Origin of the sequence: Streptomyces virginiae, assembly GCF_040638905.1 — a bacterium.
GTDB classification, from domain to species: domain Bacteria; phylum Actinomycetota; class Actinomycetes; order Streptomycetales; family Streptomycetaceae; genus Streptomyces; species Streptomyces virginiae_B.
The window spans coordinates 240,519-257,272 of the sequence record NZ_JBEZYV010000009.1 but is presented as its reverse complement, the minus strand read 5'-3'; the positions used below and the strand labels follow the sequence as shown (position 1 = coordinate 257,272).

13 protein-coding genes are annotated in these 16,754 nt (G+C 72.8%); 5 read left to right on the top strand and 8 right to left on the bottom strand.

The window, feature by feature from the left end; genetic code table 11:
• Window positions 1-29 precede the first annotated feature (29 nt).
• Both AB0F82_RS16030 and AB0F82_RS16025 read right to left on the bottom strand, forming a co-directional pair.
• Window positions 30-659: a class F sortase gene (locus AB0F82_RS16030; protein WP_356810396.1), complete on the bottom strand. Its 630-nt coding sequence runs from the start codon at window positions 657-659 to the stop codon at window positions 30-32.
• A gap of 130 nt (window positions 660-789) precedes the next feature.
• Window positions 790-1,332, bottom strand: a complete 543-nt coding sequence (locus tag AB0F82_RS16025; RefSeq protein ID WP_362627643.1) for a hypothetical protein — start codon at window positions 1,330-1,332, stop codon at window positions 790-792.
• A 332-nt stretch (window positions 1,333-1,664) separates the two neighbouring features.
• On the opposite strand from AB0F82_RS16025, the gene AB0F82_RS16020 reads away from it, so the two are divergent.
• The gene (locus AB0F82_RS16020) at window positions 1,665-2,207 is read left to right on the top strand and encodes a gamma-glutamylcyclotransferase family protein (protein ID WP_362627640.1); all 543 of its coding nucleotides are present in this window, start codon (window positions 1,665-1,667) and stop codon (window positions 2,205-2,207) included.
• Here AB0F82_RS16020 and dnaG read toward each other — a convergent pair.
• From dnaG to AB0F82_RS16000, 4 genes are all read right to left on the bottom strand, one after another.
• Entirely contained in the window at window positions 2,204-4,156 is a 1,953-nt protein-coding gene (gene dnaG, locus AB0F82_RS16015) for a DNA primase (protein WP_356810393.1), read from the bottom strand. The two genes, AB0F82_RS16020 and dnaG, sit on opposite strands and share 4 nt — an antisense overlap.
• Before the next feature lie 34 nt (window positions 4,157-4,190).
• Window positions 4,191-5,465: an NAD(P)/FAD-dependent oxidoreductase gene (locus AB0F82_RS16010; RefSeq protein WP_356810392.1), complete on the bottom strand. Its 1,275-nt coding sequence runs from the start codon at window positions 5,463-5,465 to the stop codon at window positions 4,191-4,193.
• Window positions 5,466-5,558: 93 nt separating this feature from the next.
• Complete coding sequence (locus AB0F82_RS16005) at window positions 5,559-6,884, bottom strand: deoxyguanosinetriphosphate triphosphohydrolase (protein WP_362627636.1); 1,326 nt, start codon at window positions 6,882-6,884, stop codon at window positions 5,559-5,561.
• Between the two features lie 36 nt (window positions 6,885-6,920).
• Window positions 6,921-7,643, bottom strand: a complete 723-nt coding sequence (locus AB0F82_RS16000) for a sirohydrochlorin chelatase (RefSeq protein ID WP_390076852.1) — start codon at window positions 7,641-7,643, stop codon at window positions 6,921-6,923.
• A gap of 491 nt (window positions 7,644-8,134) precedes the next feature.
• Here AB0F82_RS16000 and AB0F82_RS15995 point away from each other — a divergent pair, with 491 nt between their 5' ends.
• From AB0F82_RS15995 to AB0F82_RS15980, 4 genes are all read left to right on the top strand, one after another.
• Window positions 8,135-8,749 carry a SanA/YdcF family protein gene (locus tag AB0F82_RS15995; protein ID WP_362627708.1) on the top strand — a complete coding sequence of 205 codons (615 nt, stop codon included), beginning with the start codon at window positions 8,135-8,137 and terminating at the stop codon, window positions 8,747-8,749.
• 140 nt (window positions 8,750-8,889) lie between these two features.
• Complete coding sequence (locus AB0F82_RS15990; protein ID WP_362627633.1) at window positions 8,890-9,264, top strand: hypothetical protein; 375 nt, start codon at window positions 8,890-8,892, stop codon at window positions 9,262-9,264.
• A gap of 68 nt (window positions 9,265-9,332) precedes the next feature.
• On the top strand, window positions 9,333-11,414 hold the full coding sequence (locus AB0F82_RS15985) for a molybdopterin oxidoreductase family protein (protein WP_362627630.1): 2,082 nt from the start codon (window positions 9,333-9,335) through the stop codon (window positions 11,412-11,414).
• Window positions 11,415-11,795: 381 nt separating this feature from the next.
• Window positions 11,796-12,848, top strand: coding sequence for an RNA polymerase sigma factor (locus AB0F82_RS15980; RefSeq protein WP_030657144.1), 1,053 nt, complete (start codon window positions 11,796-11,798; stop codon window positions 12,846-12,848).
• Between the two features lie 98 nt (window positions 12,849-12,946).
• Here AB0F82_RS15980 and AB0F82_RS15975 read toward each other — a convergent pair whose 3' ends face one another.
• Both AB0F82_RS15975 and AB0F82_RS15970 read right to left on the bottom strand, forming a co-directional pair.
• Entirely contained in the window at window positions 12,947-14,869 is a 1,923-nt protein-coding gene (locus AB0F82_RS15975; protein WP_362627627.1) for an ABC transporter ATP-binding protein, read from the bottom strand.
• Entirely contained in the window at window positions 14,866-16,599 is a 1,734-nt protein-coding gene (locus AB0F82_RS15970; RefSeq protein ID WP_362627624.1) for an ABC transporter ATP-binding protein, read from the bottom strand. Before AB0F82_RS15970 ends, AB0F82_RS15975 begins: the two co-directional genes overlap by 4 nt.
• Window positions 16,600-16,754 lie beyond the last annotated feature (155 nt).

The following is a 16,754-nucleotide window of genomic DNA, read 5'->3' as shown; positions in this document are numbered from 1 at the left end:
CCGGGCTCGCCCCGATCGACGAGAGACCCCTAGTAGGTCCCGGTGAGGTGGGCGAAGACGACCACGTTGCCTCGGTAGCCCGTCCGCGGTGAGAACCCGCCGCCGCAGGTGATCACCCGTAGCTCGGCGCGCGACGAAGGGCCGTACACACGGGTGTCGGGGAAGGTCCTGGCATCGTGGACCTCGACCGCGTGGACCGTGAACACCGCCGTACGGCCGTCCGCGCGCGGGACCTCGATCGAGGCGCCGCGGCGCAGCGCGCCCAGGTGGTAGAAGACGGCAGGCCCGGCGGAATCGTCCACGTGCCCGGCGATCACTGCGGTGCCGGTGGCGCCCGGGGTGGTGCCCTCGCGGTACCAGCCGGCGATGTCCCGCCGGTCGGGCGGAGGCACTTCGAGATGGCCGGCCCGGTCCAGCCCGAGCCCGATCAGCGGGGCGTCCACCCGGATGGAGGGGATCCTGATCCGGCCGGGCGGCGAGCCGGGGAGCGGGGCGATGCCGGGGCCGACGACGCCGGCGGCCGTCAGGGCGTCGGCGGGGGAGGGCAGCGGTGGTCCAACCGGCTCACGGGAACCGCTGGTCACCAGCCAGATGCCGATGCAGGCGGCGAGCGCGACGAGTCCCCCGTGGCGGGCGGTCGGACGGAAGTCGCCGGCCATGCGTACCCCCTCCGCGTCTCGTCCGAGGTGACTGGCCGTCGCCCGGCCCCGCGAACGGGGGGGACCTCGCGGGGCGGGCGACGGGGGACGGTACCGGTCGGACCGCGGCCGGAGCCGCGGTGGGCGTCCGTCAGCTCCGCGTGCCGCTCGCCCGGCGACGCAGGAGCCAGGTACCGCCGACGGCGGTCGCGGCCAGTACGGCCGCTCCCGCCGCGATCTTGGCGGGGTCGGTGGTGGTGGTCGTGCCACCGCCCACCCCGGTGTTGACGTGGCCCTGCGGGCCGCGTTCGGTGACCACCAGGTCGCCGGTCGCGAACTTGCCGTTCGCGCAGGTCGCCCCGATGCCGTAGGTGCCGGGACGGGTGCCGCGGGCCACCTGGAACTGCCCCACGACCACCTCCTTGTGGGTGCCCGGGACCAGCTTGAAGCGGCCGCCGCCGACCGTGGTGGCATCGCCGTCGGCGTGGCTGCCGGGGCCGCAGGCGGCGGTGTTCACGGTGACGGTCGCGCCGGGGGCGGCGGACTTCGGCCAGACCTCCAGCGCGGCGAAGTCCCCGGGCGCGAAGCCCACCATGCCGAGGTCCGCGGCGGCGACCGCGCCGGCGACCGGGCCGGTGAACGCGACGGCGGTCAGCGCGGTCGCGGTCAGCACGTGTGCGGTACGTCGGCGCATGGGACTCTCCCTGAGATGCGGGGTCGTGTATCCGAGGAAACCCGGCCCGCCCGCCGCCCGCCTGCTGATGTCCCGTCAGGTCGGCCCAGCCGCGCGCCGGCAGAGGGTGTTCTCACAGGTCAGGATGGGTGTGGGGCCATCCAGGCCGCCCGCGCCGTCCGGGTGACCGACTGGCCCGGACGGCCGCCGGCCGGAGCGGGGTCCGACACCGGACGGCCGGGCCCACGGGTGCCGGGCGGTTGCGCGACAGCGGTGCGTACGGTGGTGGGGCGCGTGAAGCCGGGACTTCAGGCCCGGCCGCGCGGCGCCGCGCCACAGCCGAGGGAGGGTCCGTGACATCGGTCGAACGGCCGCAAGAGACGACCACCGTTCCGCTCCCGTTCTTCGTGTACGGGACCCTGCGCCCCGGTGAGGTCAACCACGACCTGTTCCTGCGCGGCCGCACCGCCTCCGAGGAGCCCGCCGTCCTCCCGGACGCGGCCCTCTACGACGGCCCCGGCTATCCCTACGCTGTCCACCGGCCGGGCACCACCGTCGTCGGGGAGCTGATCACCGCGGCGCCGGGCGGCTACGGGGCACTGCTGGCCGCGCTGGACCGGCTGGAGGAGTACGAGGGCCCAGGGCGGCCGGGGAACGTCTACGACCGGATCGCCCGCGAGGCCCTGCGCCCCGACGGCACCGCCGTGCGCGCCTGGGTCTACCTGGCGTCCCCGCTGATCGGCCGCGACCTGCGGGAACGAGGGACCGAGATACCCGGGGGCGACTGGTTCAACCGCTCCGGCGATCCGTCCCGGCACTCCCCGCAACCGTGCCAGGAGGTGCCTTGCCGATCATGCCGGGCCGACGGCCTGCATGATCGACAAGAAAGCCCCTAGAGCCCTTCGGCACCGCGGTTGCGCAGCCGCTGGCCGTACTGCTGGAGGACCCACAGCTCCTCCTGCACCGCGGCCAGTTGCTCCGGCGGGGCCTGCGCGCCCAGCCGGGACAGGGTGCCCTGGATCTCGTGGACCCGGCGGTCGACCGCGCGCAGCCGCACCTGGACCAGCTGGACCCCGGCGTAGACCTCGTCGACCGTCTTCGCGTGGATGGCCTCGACCGCCAGCTCCGTGACGAGGGCGCGCACGGTGTCGTTCGGGGCGGCCTCGCGCACCCGTGCCAGGTAGTCCTCGGTGCCGAGCGAGGCGCCGCCCGCGTCCATGATCGCTTGGCGCACGGCGGCGTAGGGCGGGGCGGTGAACTCGTCCATCCCGTACGCGTCGAAGGCCGGGGAGACCAGCGCGGGCCGCTGGAGGGCCAGCTTCAGCAGTTCGCGCTCGGTGCGGTGGGCGGGGCTGCGCAGGTTCAGCGCGGGGCCGCCGGCCGGCTGGGCGGCGGGTGCCTCCGCGGCCTCGTAGGAGGGCCGGCCCCGCTGCGGACCGCCGCGTTGCGGACCGCCCCGCTGGGGGCCGCCGTGCTGCCCGCCCTGCGGTCCGCCGCCCTGGCCGCGCTCGCGCGCCCACCGGGCGAGCTGGGCGACCCGCTTGACCACGAACTGCTCGTCGCGGATGCCCAGCATGCCCGCCAGCTGGACCGCGGACTCGTGCTGGATGGCGATGTTCTTGATGTTGGCGACGACCGGAGCGGCCTCGTCCAGGGCGGCCGCCCGCCCGGCCGGGTTCTCCAGGTTGTGCCGGGCGACGATGTGGCGCAGCGCGAACTCGAACAGCGGAGTGCGGGAGTCCACCAGGGAGGCCACCGCCGCGTCCCCTTGGGCGAGGCGCAGGTCGCAGGGGTCCATCCCGCCCGGGGTGATCGCGATCGAGGTTTCGGCAGCGAACTTCTGGTCGTCCTCGAAGGCGCGCAGGGCGGCCTTCTGGCCCGCCGCGTCGCCGTCGAAGGTGAAGATCACCTCGGCGGTGGCGTTGTCCATCAGCAGCCGGCGCAGGATCTTGATGTGGTCGCCGCCGAAGGCGGTGCCACAGGTCGCGATCGCGGTGGTGACGCCGGCCATGTGGCAGGCCATCACATCGGTGTAGCCCTCGACCACCACGGCCCGCGAGGTCTTCGCGATCTCCTTCTTGGCCAGGTCGATGCCGTAGAGGACCTGGGACTTCTTGTAGATCGCCGTCTCGGGGGTGTTCAGGTACTTCGGCCCGTTGTCGTCGTCGCGCAGCTTGCGCGCGCCGAAGCCGACCACTTCGCCGCTGATGTCGCGGATCGGCCACATCAGCCGGCCGCGGAAGCGGTCGATCGGCTTGCCGCTGCGGCTGTCCTGGGCGAGCCCGGAGGTGATCAGTTCCTTGTCGGTGAAGCCCTTGCCGCGCAGGAAGCGGGTCAGGTGGTCCCATCCGGCGGGGCTGTATCCCACGCCGAAGTGGGCGGCCGCGGCCTGGTCGAAGCCGCGCTCCGCCAAGAACTTGCGGCCGATCTCGGCCTCGGGGCCGTCCAGCTGGTCGACGTAGAACAGGGCGGCCGCCCTGTGCGCCTCGACCAGCCGGATGCGCTCACCGCGGCCGCTGGTGCCGGCGGTGTAGCCGCCCTCCTCGTACCGCAGGGTGATCCCGGCCAGGCCGGCCAGGCGCTCGACCGCCTCGGAGAAGGAGAGGTGGTCGATCTTCATGACGAAGTCGAGGGTGTCCCCGCCCGCCTGGCAGCCGAAGCAGTGGTAGAGACCCTTGCTGGGGCTGACCTGGAAGGAGGGGGACTTCTCGTCGTGGAAGGGGCACAGGCCCTTGAGGTTGCCGCCACCCGCGTTGCGCAGCTGGAGGTAGTCGGAGACCACGGCGTCGATCGGGACCGCGTCCCGTACCGCCTTCACGTCGTCGTCGTTGATCCGTCCTGCCACCCGTGAAGTCTACGGCCGGGCGCGGACAAACCCGTCAGGCCCCCTCCGCCGGAACCAGCGAGGCAAGCGGAACCGACGGGTCCGCGAGGGCCTCGCGGTCCACGGGCGCCTTTGACCTGATCAGCGCCTGGATGTGCTCGGTGACGTCCCACACGTTCACGTTCATTCCGGCGAGGACCCTACCCTCCGACAGCCAGAAGGCGATGAACTCCCGCTTGCCGGCGTCCCCGCGGACCAGCACCTGGTCGTAGCCGCCGGGCGGGGCGTATCCGGAGTACTCCAGGCCCACGTCGTACTGGTCCGAGAAGAAGTACGGCACCCGGTCGTAGCTGACCGGCTGTCCCAGCATCGCCCGGGCGGCGGCCGGGCCGCCGTTCAGCGCGTTGGCCCAGTGCTCGACCCGCAGCCGGGTCCCGAGCGCCGGGTGGTGGGCGGCCGCCACGTCGCCGACCGCGTAGACGTCAGGGTCGGACGTGCACAGCGAGGCGTCCACGGCGATGCCGCCGCCGTGCTCCCGGTCGACCAGGGCCAGCCCGGAGGTCTCGGCGAGCGCCGTCCGCGGCGCGGCCCCGATCGCGGCGAGCACCGCGTGCGCGGGGTGCTCCTCCCCGTCGTCGGTACGGGCGGCCAGCACCATGCCGTCCTGGCCCACGATCTCGGTCAGCCGGGCCCCGAAATGGAAGCGCACCCCGTGATCGGCGTGCAGGTCGCCGAAGAGCCGGCCGATTTCGGGACCGAGGACGGCGTGCAGCGCGGTGGCCTCCGGTTCGACGACGGTCACCTCGGCGCCGTACCCGCGGGCCGCGGCGGCGACCTCCAGGCCGATCCACCCGGCGCCCGCGATCAGCAGGTGGCCGTTGTCCCTGCCCAGGCCGGCCAGGACGTGGCGCAGCCGCTCGGCGTGGGCCAGCCGGCGCAGGTGGTGCACCCCGGCCAGCCCGGTGCCGGGGATGTCCAGGCGGCGCGGCTCGGCGCCGGTGGCCAGCAGCAGCTTGTCGTAGTGCACGACCGTGCCGTCCCCGAGGACCACCCGCTTGGCTTCACGGTCGAGGTGGACGGCCGGCTGGCCGAGGTGCAGCTCGATGTCGGAGGCCGCGTACCAGGACGGCTCGTGGACGAAGACGCTCTCGCGCTCCTCCTTGCCCGTCAGGTAGCCCTTGGACAGCGGGGGGCGCTCGTAGGGATGGTCACGCTCGTCGCCGATCAGGATCACCCGCCCCGTGAACCCCTCCGACCTCAGCGTTTCGGCCGCCTTCGCCCCGGCGAGCCCCGCGCCGACGATGACGAATGTCCGGTGTGCGTCGACCACCTGATGCCTCCTCATAACCTCTACGCCACATGCGACCACATGCGAGCGTCCCGCACTGAGCCTGCCGCGTGAAGGGGGAGTGGCTCGATCAGCTCACCCTTCGGCGCGTCGGGTGCGCCGGGTGAGGCGTGCGTGAAGGGAACGGGCGGAAGCGTCGGTGAGACACGCGATCTGATCGATGACCGCGCGCTTTCGGGCCCTGTCGTCCGCGGCGGTGTCGAAGATGGCGCGGAACTGCGGGTCCAGGCCCTCGGGGGCGCGGGCGCTGAGCGCCTCGGCCAGTTCGGCCAGGACGATGCGCTGGTCGGCGCGGATGCGCTCCTGCTCGTCGCGCTGCATGACGTACAGGTCGGCGACCGCCTTGAGGACCGCGCACTCGTTGCGCGCCTCGCGCGGGACCACCAGTTCGGCACCGTACCGGGTGAGGCGGCCCGAGCCGTACGCCTCCCGGGTGGCTCCTTCGGCGGCCAGGCAGAAGCGGCCGATCAGCTGGCTCGTGGCGTCCTTCAGACGGGCCTGGGCGACGGCGGAACCGTCGTATCCGTGCGGCCACCACTCCTGCTCCATCAGCCGGTCCAGGGCGGCGCGCAGTTCCTCGGGGGAGGTGTCGGCGGGGACGTACCGGCCGATGGCGACCCGCCAGATCGCGGCCCGCTCGGGCTCGGCGAACAGGAGGTTGGGGTCGAGGTGCCCGGCGTGCAGGCCGTCCTCGAAGTCGTGGACGGAGTACGCGACGTCGTCCGCCCAGTCCATGACCTGGGCCTCGAAGCACTTGCGGTCGGCGGGCGCGCCGAGCCGCAGCCACTCGAAGACGGGCAGGTCGTCCTCGTACGCCCCGAACTTGACCGAGCCGGGGTCGGTCGGGTGGCCGCCGCGGGCCCACGGGTACTTGGTGGCGGCGTCCAGGCAGGCCCGGGTGAGGTTGAGGCCGACGCTGACCTGCTGCCCGCTCGCCGGGTCGGGCACGAACCGCTTGGGCTCCAGCCGTGTCAGCAGGCGCAGTGACTGGGCGTTGCCCTCGAAGCCGCCGCAGTCCTTGGCGAACTCGTTGAGCGCCTCCTCTCCGTTGTGGCCGAAGGGCGGGTGGCCCATGTCGTGCGAGAGGCAGGCGGCCTCGACGAGGTCGGGGTCGCAGCCGAGCGCGGCGCCCAGCTCCCGTCCGACCTGGGCGCACTCCAGGGAGTGGGTCAGGCGCGTACGGGGGCTGGCGTCCCAGTCGTACGAGCGGCTGCCGGGGGTGACCACCTGGGTCTTCCCGGCGAGCCGGCGCAGCGCGGCGGAGTGCAGCACCCGGGCCCGGTCGCGCTGGAAGGCGGTGCGCCCGGGCCGTTTGTCGGGCTCGGCGGCCCAGCGCTCGGTGTCGGCCGGGTCGTAGGGCGAGTAGAGGTCGTCTGCGGGGGCGTGCGCGGTGCCTTCCATGACAAGACGGTAACCGCAACGACTGACAAACCGGGATCAGGCGGAGACGAGTTCCGGCCGGGGGCGGGCGGCGGGACGGCCCAGGGCCTCGTCGTAGCGGCGCAGCAACAGCCGCGCCAGGGCCGGGTGGTCGCCCAGGGGGGCGGCGGCGAGGGCGGGCGAGGCATCGGCGGTCTGGGTGGCGAACCGGCCGGGAGCGGCGAAGTACGAGGCCACGGCGATCCGGTGGTGGCCGCGGGCGGAGAGGGCCCGGACCGCCTCGGGGGCGCTGGGCGCGGTGGCCGAGGCGTAGGCGGGCACCACCGGGACGCCGCCGAGTCGCCCGGCGAGCAGGGCGGCGGTGCGGCGGGTGTCGGCGGCCGAGTCGGGGTCGCGGGACCCGGCGGCGGCGAGCACCACGGCCGTGCCGGCGGTCCAGCCGGCCTCCACGAGCCGCTCGTACAGGGCCTCGACGAGCAGCGGGTGGGGGCCCAGCGGGGCGGCCACGCGGGTGTCCAGGTGGGTGGCCCGGGCGGCGGCCGCGGGGAGGTCGCGCTTGACGTGGTACCCCCGGCCGAGCAGCAGCGGGACGAGCACGGCCGCGCCGGACGTCGCGCGCAGGGTGTCGTCGAGCAGCGGCTCGTTCAGCTCGATGTGGCCGAGCCGGACGTCGAGGCGCGGGCGGAGCTCGCGGACCCGTTCGAGGAGGGCGAGGGCGGTGCGCAGGGCGCGCGGGTCCCGGCTGCCGTGGGCCACGGCGACGAGGGTGGGCTGCTGCATGGGCGGTCTCCCAGGGGGCGGGTGCGGGGCGGTCGCAGTCCGCTGAGCTGCGTGCCGAGTTGGGCGGTGATCCGGGTCAGCAGCTCGGCCGCGCTGCCGAACGGGAGGGAGGGGCTGTCGGGAGGGTGCACCGGCTCCGTCATGAACCGATCCTGCGGGTCGGACATTGCGGGTGCGTTGCGCGGGGGTGACGGGTGTTTGCGGGGTGCTCACTCGGTCGTTCGTACGAGTGAAAGGGGGCGGCGGCGGAACTCCGGGCCAGTCGGTGATCGTCAATGTGTGCGAACGGTGTGTGGTGCGGGCGGTGCACGGGAGGGGCGGTCATGGAGATCAAGGGCTGGGCGAGGGCTGTCGCGAGGGCTGTGGCGAGGTCGACGGCGCGAGCGAGGGCGGGAGCGAGGGCCGTGGTGGGCGCGGTGGCGGACCGGCGGCCGGGACCGCCGCGGCGGCTGCGGGGGGTCCCGGCCAGGCGGCTGGCGGTGCAGGCCGTCATGGCGGCCTGTGTGCTGGCGCTGCTCCCGTCGGCGTGGACGCACGCGTCGGCCGCCGACCGGCTGCGGACGACGGCCGAAGCGCCCGCCGCCGACGTGGCGGTGGTGTTCGGGGCCGGCCTGTGGCGGGGGCGGCCCACCCCCTATCTCGCCGACCGGCTCGACGCCGCCGCCGAGCTGTACCGAACCGGCAAGGTGAAGGTCGTCCTGGTCACGGGGGACAACAGCCGCCGGGAGTACGACGAGCCCGACGCCATGCGCAGGTACCTGACCGAACACGGGGTTCCCGACACCCAGATCGTCAGCGACTACGCCGGCTTCGACACCTGGGACTCCTGCGTGCGGGCCAAGGAGATCTTCGGGGTCGAGCGGGCCGTGCTGGTCACCCAGGGCTTCCACATACGCAGGGCCGTCGCCCTGTGCCAGGCGGCGGGCCTGGACTCGTACGGCGTGGGCGTCGCCGACGTGCACGACTCCACCTGGTACTACGGCCAGGCGCGCGAGTTCTTGGCCTCGGGCAAGGCGGCCCTGGACGCGGCCTTCAAGCCCGCACCGCACTTCCTGGGGCCGAAGGAACAAGGGGTGTCGCGGGCCCTGGCGGCACTGGGAGACTGACGCACCGCTAGATGGTGAAACACCTGACGGGCCGCTGACGCGTGCGGCGGCTCCCGCCCGCCGCACGCCCTGCCGCCCCGCCGGTCCTGCGGCCGCACAATCGCGTGCCTCGACGGGGGCGCCGGGCTACGGTCCGCCCTGTGCAACAAGACGACCACACCACCGCACCCCTGTTGCGCGACGTCCTCCCCGGGCTGAGCGCCGAACTCGTCCGACTGCTGGAGGAGGAGGGTGAACGCGATCTCGCTGTCTGCGCCCACGACCTCCGACTCCTCGCCGACTGCGGCTGCGGTGACGACTTCTGCCAGAGCTTCCGCACCGAGCCCCACCGGCCGGGGACGCCCTACGGGCCGGGCCACCGCAACGTGGCGCTGGTCCCGGCCAGGGGGTGCCTGATCCTCGACGTCGTCCACGGCCGGATCATGTTCGTGGAGGTCCTCGACCGGCCCGAGCTGCGGCCGGCCCTCGCCGCAGCCTTCGCCGCCGCCCTCACCGGGGGCGGCGCACCGTGCTGAGGTGGAGCACCCCGAGCCGTAACGCGGGGCGGCGGCGGGCGTAACACCCCCGACGCACGCTGGACCGTATGCACACCCCGGGAGCCACCACCGCCACCGCCACGCACTGCCCCTACTGCGCGCTGCAGTGCGGGATGAACCTGCGCCCCGAGCCGGGCGGCGCGGGCGTGACGGTGGAGGAGCGCGCCGACTTCCCGGTCAACCGAGGCGCGCTGTGCGGCAAGGGCCGCACCGCGCCCGCCGTGCTCTCCTCCCGGGTGCGCCTGACCGAGCCGCTCGTCCGCACCCACGCAGGGCGGCTCGAACCGGCCACCTGGGAGGAGGCCCTCGACGCCGTCGCCGCGGGCCTCGCCCGCACGGCCCGCGCGTACGGACCGGACGCGGTCGGCGTCTTCGGCGGCGGCGGGCTCACGAACGAGAAGGCGTACGCGCTCGGGAAGTTCGCCCGCGTCGCCCTGCGCACCTCGCAGATCGACTACAACGGCCGCTTCTGCATGTCCTCGGCCGCCGCCGCGCACCAGAAGGCCTTCGGGCTCGACCGCGGCCTGCCCTTCCCGCTGGAGGACATCCCCCGCACCGGCTGCGTGATCCTCGTCGGCTCGAACCTGGCCGAGACCATGCCGCCCGCCCTGCGCTACCTCACCGAGCTCAAGGCCAACGGCGGCACGCTGATCGTCATCGACCCGCGCCGCACGCGCACCGCCGAGCAGGCCGACCTGCACCTGGCCCCGCGCCCCGGCACCGACCTCGCCCTGGCCCTCGGCCTCCTGCACCTCGTGGTCGCCGACGGCCGCACCGACGAAGAGTTCATCGCCGCCCGCACCACCGGCTGGGAGGAGGCCCGGGCCGCCGCCATGGCCCACTGGCCCGAGCTGGTGGAACGGATCACCGGCGTCCCGGTCCCGGCCCTGCGCGAGGCGGTCGGCCTCTTCTGCGCCCCGGACTCCGCGATGGTGCTGACCGCCCGCGGCCCCGAGCAGCAGTCCAAGGGCACCGACACCGTCGGCGCCTGGATCAACCTGTGCCTGGCCACCGGCCGGGCCGGCCGCCCGCTCTCCGGCTACGGCTGCCTCACCGGCCAGGGCAACGGCCAGGGCGGACGCGAGCACGGGCAGAAGGCCGACCAGCTCCCCGGCTACCGCAAGCTCACCGACCCGGCCGCGCGGGCGCACGTCGCGGAGGTCTGGGGCGTCGACCCCGACAGCCTCCCCGGGCCCGGCCGCAGCGCCTACGAACTCCTCGACGCCCTCGGCACCGACGTGAAGTCCCTCCTGCTGATGGGCTCCAACCCGGTGGTCTCGGCGCCGCGCGCCGCACACATCGAGGACCGGATCCGCTCACTGGACTTCCTCGCCGTGGCCGACGTCGTGCTGTCCGAGACGGCCGCCCTCGCGGACGTCGTCCTCCCCGTCACCCAGTGGGCGGAGGAGACCGGCACCACCACCAACCTGGAGGGCCGCGTCCTGCTGCGGCGCCGCGCCCTGACCCCGCCCCCGGGGGTCCGCAGCGACCTGGACGTCCTGCACGGGCTCGCCGCCCGCCTCGGCGTCGAGAAGGGCTTCCCCACCGCCCCCGAGGAGGTCTTCGACGAGCTGCGCCGCGCCTCGGCCGGCGGCCCGGCGGACTACTCGGGCATCACCTACGACCGCATCGAGTCCGAACAGGGCGTCTTCTGGCCCTGCCCCGAAGGCTCGGCCGGCACCGAGCGCCTCTTCCTGGACCGCTTCGCCACGGACGACGGCCGGGCCCGCTTCGTCGCCGTCGCGCACCGCGACGCCGCGGAGGTCCCCGACGCGGAGTACCCGCTCCTGCTCACCACCGGCCGCGTGGTCGCCCAATACCAGTCCGGCGCCCAGACCCGCCGGGTGGACGAGCTCAACCAGGCCGCCCCCAGTGCCTTCGTGGAACTCCACCCGCGCCTCGCCGCCCGCATCGGCGCGGTCGACGGCAGCCCCCTGGCGGTCACCTCCCGGCGCGGCCGCGCCGTGGCCCCGGCGCGGATCACGGACGCCATCCGCGCGGACACGGTCTTCATGCCCTTCCACTGGCCGGGCGAGGGCCGCGCCAACACCCTGACCAACCCGGCCCTGGACCCCACTTCGCGCATGCCGGAGTTCAAGGTCTGCGCGGTCCGCGTCGAGCCGGCCTAGGCGAAGTCGTCGAACCACCCGTCGTCCACCGACGGGTCACCGCCGTACAGCACGAACTTCCGCTCCTGCGCGTCGATTCAGACCCGGACCGCGCCGGGCGCCGCGACCAGCGCGTCGTAGGCCGCCGCCGCACCGGCCCAGGCGTCGAGCCGCGCCGGCTCCGCCGCGTCCGCGCGCGCACCGTTCACGCGGGTTCCGTACGGAGACAGGGAGCCGACCACCTCGGACATGTGTCCGACCCGCATCGGGGTTCCCGGCGGGGGGTAACCATCGGTCACGCGCCGGACTCAGAAAGTGCTCGCACGCCCCTCGTGGCAGCGATGCGTCTTACCCCACACTGAATGCGGTGCCCCCGTCCTCGGAGCCCTGGAGGTCGCACCCGTGCAGACCCGGACCCTGACCGTGAACGCGAGCGAGTCCTCGGAGGCCAAAGCCGTGGACGAAGAGCCCGAGGTACTGGAGCTGATCGAGCCGGTGCCCGTGCAGCGCAGGCGGGACAGCGGCGAGAACGGGGGCGGAGCGGGACCCTCCGCCGACCTGTTCCGCCAGTACCTGCGCGAGATAGGCAGGATCCCGCTGCTCACCGCCGCGGAGGAGGTGGATCTGGCACGGCGCGTCGAGGCCGGGCTGTTCGCCGAGGAGAAGCTCGGCACCACTCCGGACCTCGACTCCCAGCTCGCCCTCGACCTCGACCGGCTCGTCGTCATGGGACGCATGGCCAAACGCCGTCTCATCGAGTCGAACCTGCGCCTGGTCGTCTCCGTCGCGAAGCGGTACGTCGGCCGCGGGCTCACCATGCTCGACCTGGTGCAGGAGGGGAACCTCGGGTTGATCCGGGCCGTTGAGAAGTTCGACTACGCCCGCGGGTACAAGTTCTCCACCTACGCCACTTGGTGGATCCGGCAGGCGATGTCCCGGGCACTCGCCGACCAGGCCCGGACCATCCGCGTGCCCGTCCACGTCGTCGAGCTGATCAACCGCGTCGTGCGCGTGCAGCGCCGCATGCTTCAGGAACGCGGCTACGAGCCCACCGCCGAAGAGGTAGCCGTCCACCTGGAGCTGACCCCCGAGCGCGTCCTGGAAGTGCTGCGCCTCGCCCAGGAGCCGGTCTCCCTGCACGCCCCCGTCGGCGAGGAGGACGATGTCGCGCTCGGCGACCTCATCGAGGACGGCGACGCCGCCTCCCCCGTGGAGTCGGCCGCCTTCTTCCTGCTGCGCGAGCACCTGGAAGCGGTCCTGTCGACCCTCGGCGAACGCGAGCGCAAGGTCGTGCAGTTGCGGTACGGGCTCGCGGACGGGCGGCCCCGCACCCTGGAGGAGATCGGCCGGATCTTCGGCGTGACGCGCGAGCGGATCCGCCAGATCGAGTCCAAGACCCTCAACAAGCTGCGCGACCACGCCTTCGCCGACCAGCTGCGCGGCTACCTCGACTGAACGACGGCAGAGGAAACGGCAAGGGGAACGGGAAGGGGAACGGGAAGGGGAACGGGAAAGGGCGCCCCGAAGGACGCCCCCACCCGTTCATGCCGTGGTCAGTCGACCTCGGCGACCGCCTGGGCGAACTGCGCCGCGTACAGCCGCGCGTAGGCACCGCCCGACGCCAGCAGCTCCTCGTGCGTGCCCTGCTCCACGATCGAGCCGCTCTCCATCACCAGGATCAGGTCGGCGTCGCGGATCGTGGACAGCCGGTGCGCGATCACGAAGGACGTCCGGCCGTGCGCGAGCCGCGCCATCGCCTTCTGGATCAGCACCTCGGTACGGGTGTCCACCGAGCTCGTCGCCTCGTCGAGGACCAGGATCACCGGGTCCGACAGGAACGCCCGGGCGATGGTGATCAGCTGCTTCTCGCCCGCGCTGACGCCCGCGCCCTCGTCGTCCAGCACGGTGTCGTAGCCGTCCGGCAGGGTCCGGATGAACCGGTCCGCGTGCGCCGCCCGCGCCGCCTCCTCGATCTCGGCGCGCGTGACCTCGCGCGAAGCACCGTAGGCGATGTTCTGCGCGATGGTGCCGCCGAACAGCCAGGTGTCCTGGAGCACCATGCCGATGCCGCCGCGCAGCTCCTCGCGGGTCATCTTGGCGATGTCCACCCCGTCCAGGGCGATCTCCCCGCCCGTGACCTCGTAGAACCGCATCAGCAGGTTCACCAGGGTCGTCTTGCCGGCGCCCGTCGGGCCGACGATCGCGACCGTGTGGCCCGGCTCCACCGAGAGCGAGAGGTTCTCGATGAGCGGCCGGTCCGGCTCGTAGCGGAAGGCCACCTTGTCGAAGGTGACCTGGCCGCGCAGCTCCTGCGGACGCTCCGGCACGTCGGCGTCGCGCTCCTGCTCCGGAGCGTCCAGCAGCTCGTAGACCCGCTCCGCCGAGGCGACACCGGACTGCACGAGGTTCGCCATCGACGCGACCTGGGTCAGCGGCATCGAGAACTGCCGCGAGTACTGGATGAAGGCCTGCACGTCACCGATCGACAGGGTGCCGGAGGCGACCCGCAGCCCGCCGACCACCGCGATCAGCACGTAGTTGATGTTCGAGATGAAGAACATCACCGGCTGCATGATGCCGCTGACCAGCTGCGCCTTGAACGAGGCCCGGTACAGCGCCTCGTTCTGCTCGGCGAAGACCGCCGCGGACTCCTTCTGCCGGCCGAAGACCTTGACCAGGTTGTGCCCCGAGTACATCTCCTCGATGTGGGCGTTGAGCGTGCCGGTCGTCTTCCACTGCTCCACGAACTGCGGCTGCGACTTCTTGCCGATCTTCGCGGCGACGTAGACCGAGACCGGTACGGTCCCCACCGCGACCAGCGCCAGCAGCGGCGAGATCCAGAACATCATCGCGAGCACGCCGACGATCGTCAGCAGCGAGTTCAGCAGCTGACCCATCGTCTGCTGGAGCGTCTGGCCGATGTTGTCTATGTCGTTGGTGGCCCGGCTCAGCACCTCGCCGCGCTTCTGCTGGTCGAAGTACGACAGCGGCAGCCGCGACAGCTTCGCCTGGAGCTCCTCGCGCATCCGGTACAGGGAGCCGTTCATGACGTGGTTCGACAGCCGGGTCGCGACCAGCATCAGCAGGCCGGCCAGGGTGAAGACCACCAGCGCCCAGATCGCCACGACCCCGACCGCGCCGAAGTCGATGCCCTGGCCCGGGGTGAAGGCGGTGCCGGACAGCATGTCCGCCATGCCCTCGTCACCGCGGGCGCGCATTCCGTCCAGCGCCTGCTGCTTGGTCACACCGGCCGGCATCTCCCGGCCGACGATCCCCGCGAAGACCAGGTCGGTCGCTTCGCCGAGGATCTTCGGTCCGACGACGGCGCAGGCGACACTGCCGACGACGGCGAGGACCATGCCCCACAGCTTGGCCCGGTCCTGCGCGAGCTGGGCCAGGAGCCGCTTGCCCGATCCCTTGAAGTCCAGGGACCGCTGGGCCGGCCCCATCATCATCCGTCCTCCGGGCCCGCTCATGCGGCCTCCGCCTCCGTCAGCTGGGAGAGCACGATCTCCCGGTAGGTCTCGTTGCCGGCCATCAGCTCGTGGTGGCGTCCCTCGCCCACGACCCGGCCCTCGTCCAGGACGATGATCCGGTCGGCGTCGCGGATCGTGGCGACCCGCTGGGCGACGATGACCACGGTCGCGTCCTCGGTCTCGCGGGCGAGCGCCGCGCGCAGCGCCGCGTCCGTCGCGTAGTCCAGGGCCGAGAAGGAGTCGTCGAAGAGGTAGATCTCCGGGCGCTGGACGAGCGTGCGGGCGATGGCCAGACGCTGGCGCTGGCCGCCGGAGACGTTCGTTCCGCCCTGGGTGACGGGGGCCTCCAGACCGCCCTCCAGCGCCGAGACGAACTCCTTGGCCTGGGCGACCTCCAGGGCCTGCCACAGCTCTTCGTCGCTGGCCTCCGGGCGCCCGTAGCGCAGGTTGGAGGCGACGGTGCCGGAGAACAGGTAGGGCTTCTGCGGAACCATGCCGACCGTCCTGGCCAGCAGTTCGGGGTCGAGCCGGCGTACGTCCTCGCCGTCGACGAGCACTTCGCCGCCGGTCGCGTCGAAGAGCCGCGGCACCAGGCCCAGCAGCGTGGACTTCCCGCTTCCGGTGGAGCCGATCACCGCCGTGGTCTCGCCGGGGCGGGCCACCAGGTCCACGCCGCGCAGGACCGGGGCCTCGGCACCCGGGTAGCCGAAGTCGGCGCCGCGCAGCTCCAGCAGCCCGCGGCGGGTGAGTTCGCGCACCGGGTCGGTGGGCGGGACGACGCTGGACTCGGTGTCCAGCACCTCCTGGATCCGCTCCGCGCAGACCTCGGCGCGCGGAACCATCATGAACATGAAGGTGGCCATCATCACGGACATGACGATCTGCATCAGGTAGGCGAGGAAGGCCGTGAGCTGGCCGATCTCCATGCCGCCGCTGTCGACGCGCATCGCACCGAACCAGATGACGGCGACGCTGGAGATGTTCACGACCACGATCACGGTCGGGAACATCAGCGCCAGCAGCTTGCCCGAGGCCAGGGAGACGCCGGTGAGATCGGCGTTGGCCTCCCGGAAGCGGTCCTTCTCGTAGTCGTCGCGGACGAAGGCGCGGATCACGCGGTTGCCGGTGATCTGCTCGCGCAGCACCCGGTTCACGGTGTCCAGGCGGTCCTGCATCTGGCGGAACAGCGGCCGCGTCCTGTAGACGATGGCGCCCACCGAGATCCCGAGTACGGGGACCACGGCCAGCAGGACGCCCGACAGCTGTACGTCCAGCGAGAGCGCCATGGCGATGCCGCCGACGCACATGATCGGGGCCGACACCATCAGGGTGAAGGTCATCAGCACCAGCATCTGGACCTGCTGGACGTCGTTCGTCGTACGGGTGATCAGCGACGGGGCGCCGAACTGGCCGAGCTCCCGGGCGGAGAAGCTCTGCACCCGGTCGAAGACGGCGCCGCGGACGTCGCGCCCGACGGCCGAGGCCGTGCGGGCGCCGTAGTAGACGGCCCCGACGTTGCAGACGAGCTGGATGAGCGACACGCCGAGCATCAGCGCGCCGAAGCGCAGGATGTAGCCGGTGTCGCCGTTGACGACACCGTTGTCGATGATGTCGGCGTTCAGGGTGGGCAGGTAGAGGCTGGCGCTGGTCTGCAGCAGTTGCAGCAGGACCAGCGCCGAGATGGGTTTCCGGTACGGACCCAGATGGGTCCGCAGAAGTCGTATGAGCACGCGCAGGCTCCGGTCGGCATGATCGAGGGGTTCACCCCATCTTCGGCCAACCGGCCCTGTGATCCCCACCGGATTTCGCAAAGGCCGGTCAAAAGGACCAGCCCCGCCGCGCGGGTCCTACGACCTTGGCGGCGGGGCCGGAAACAGCGTCGCTG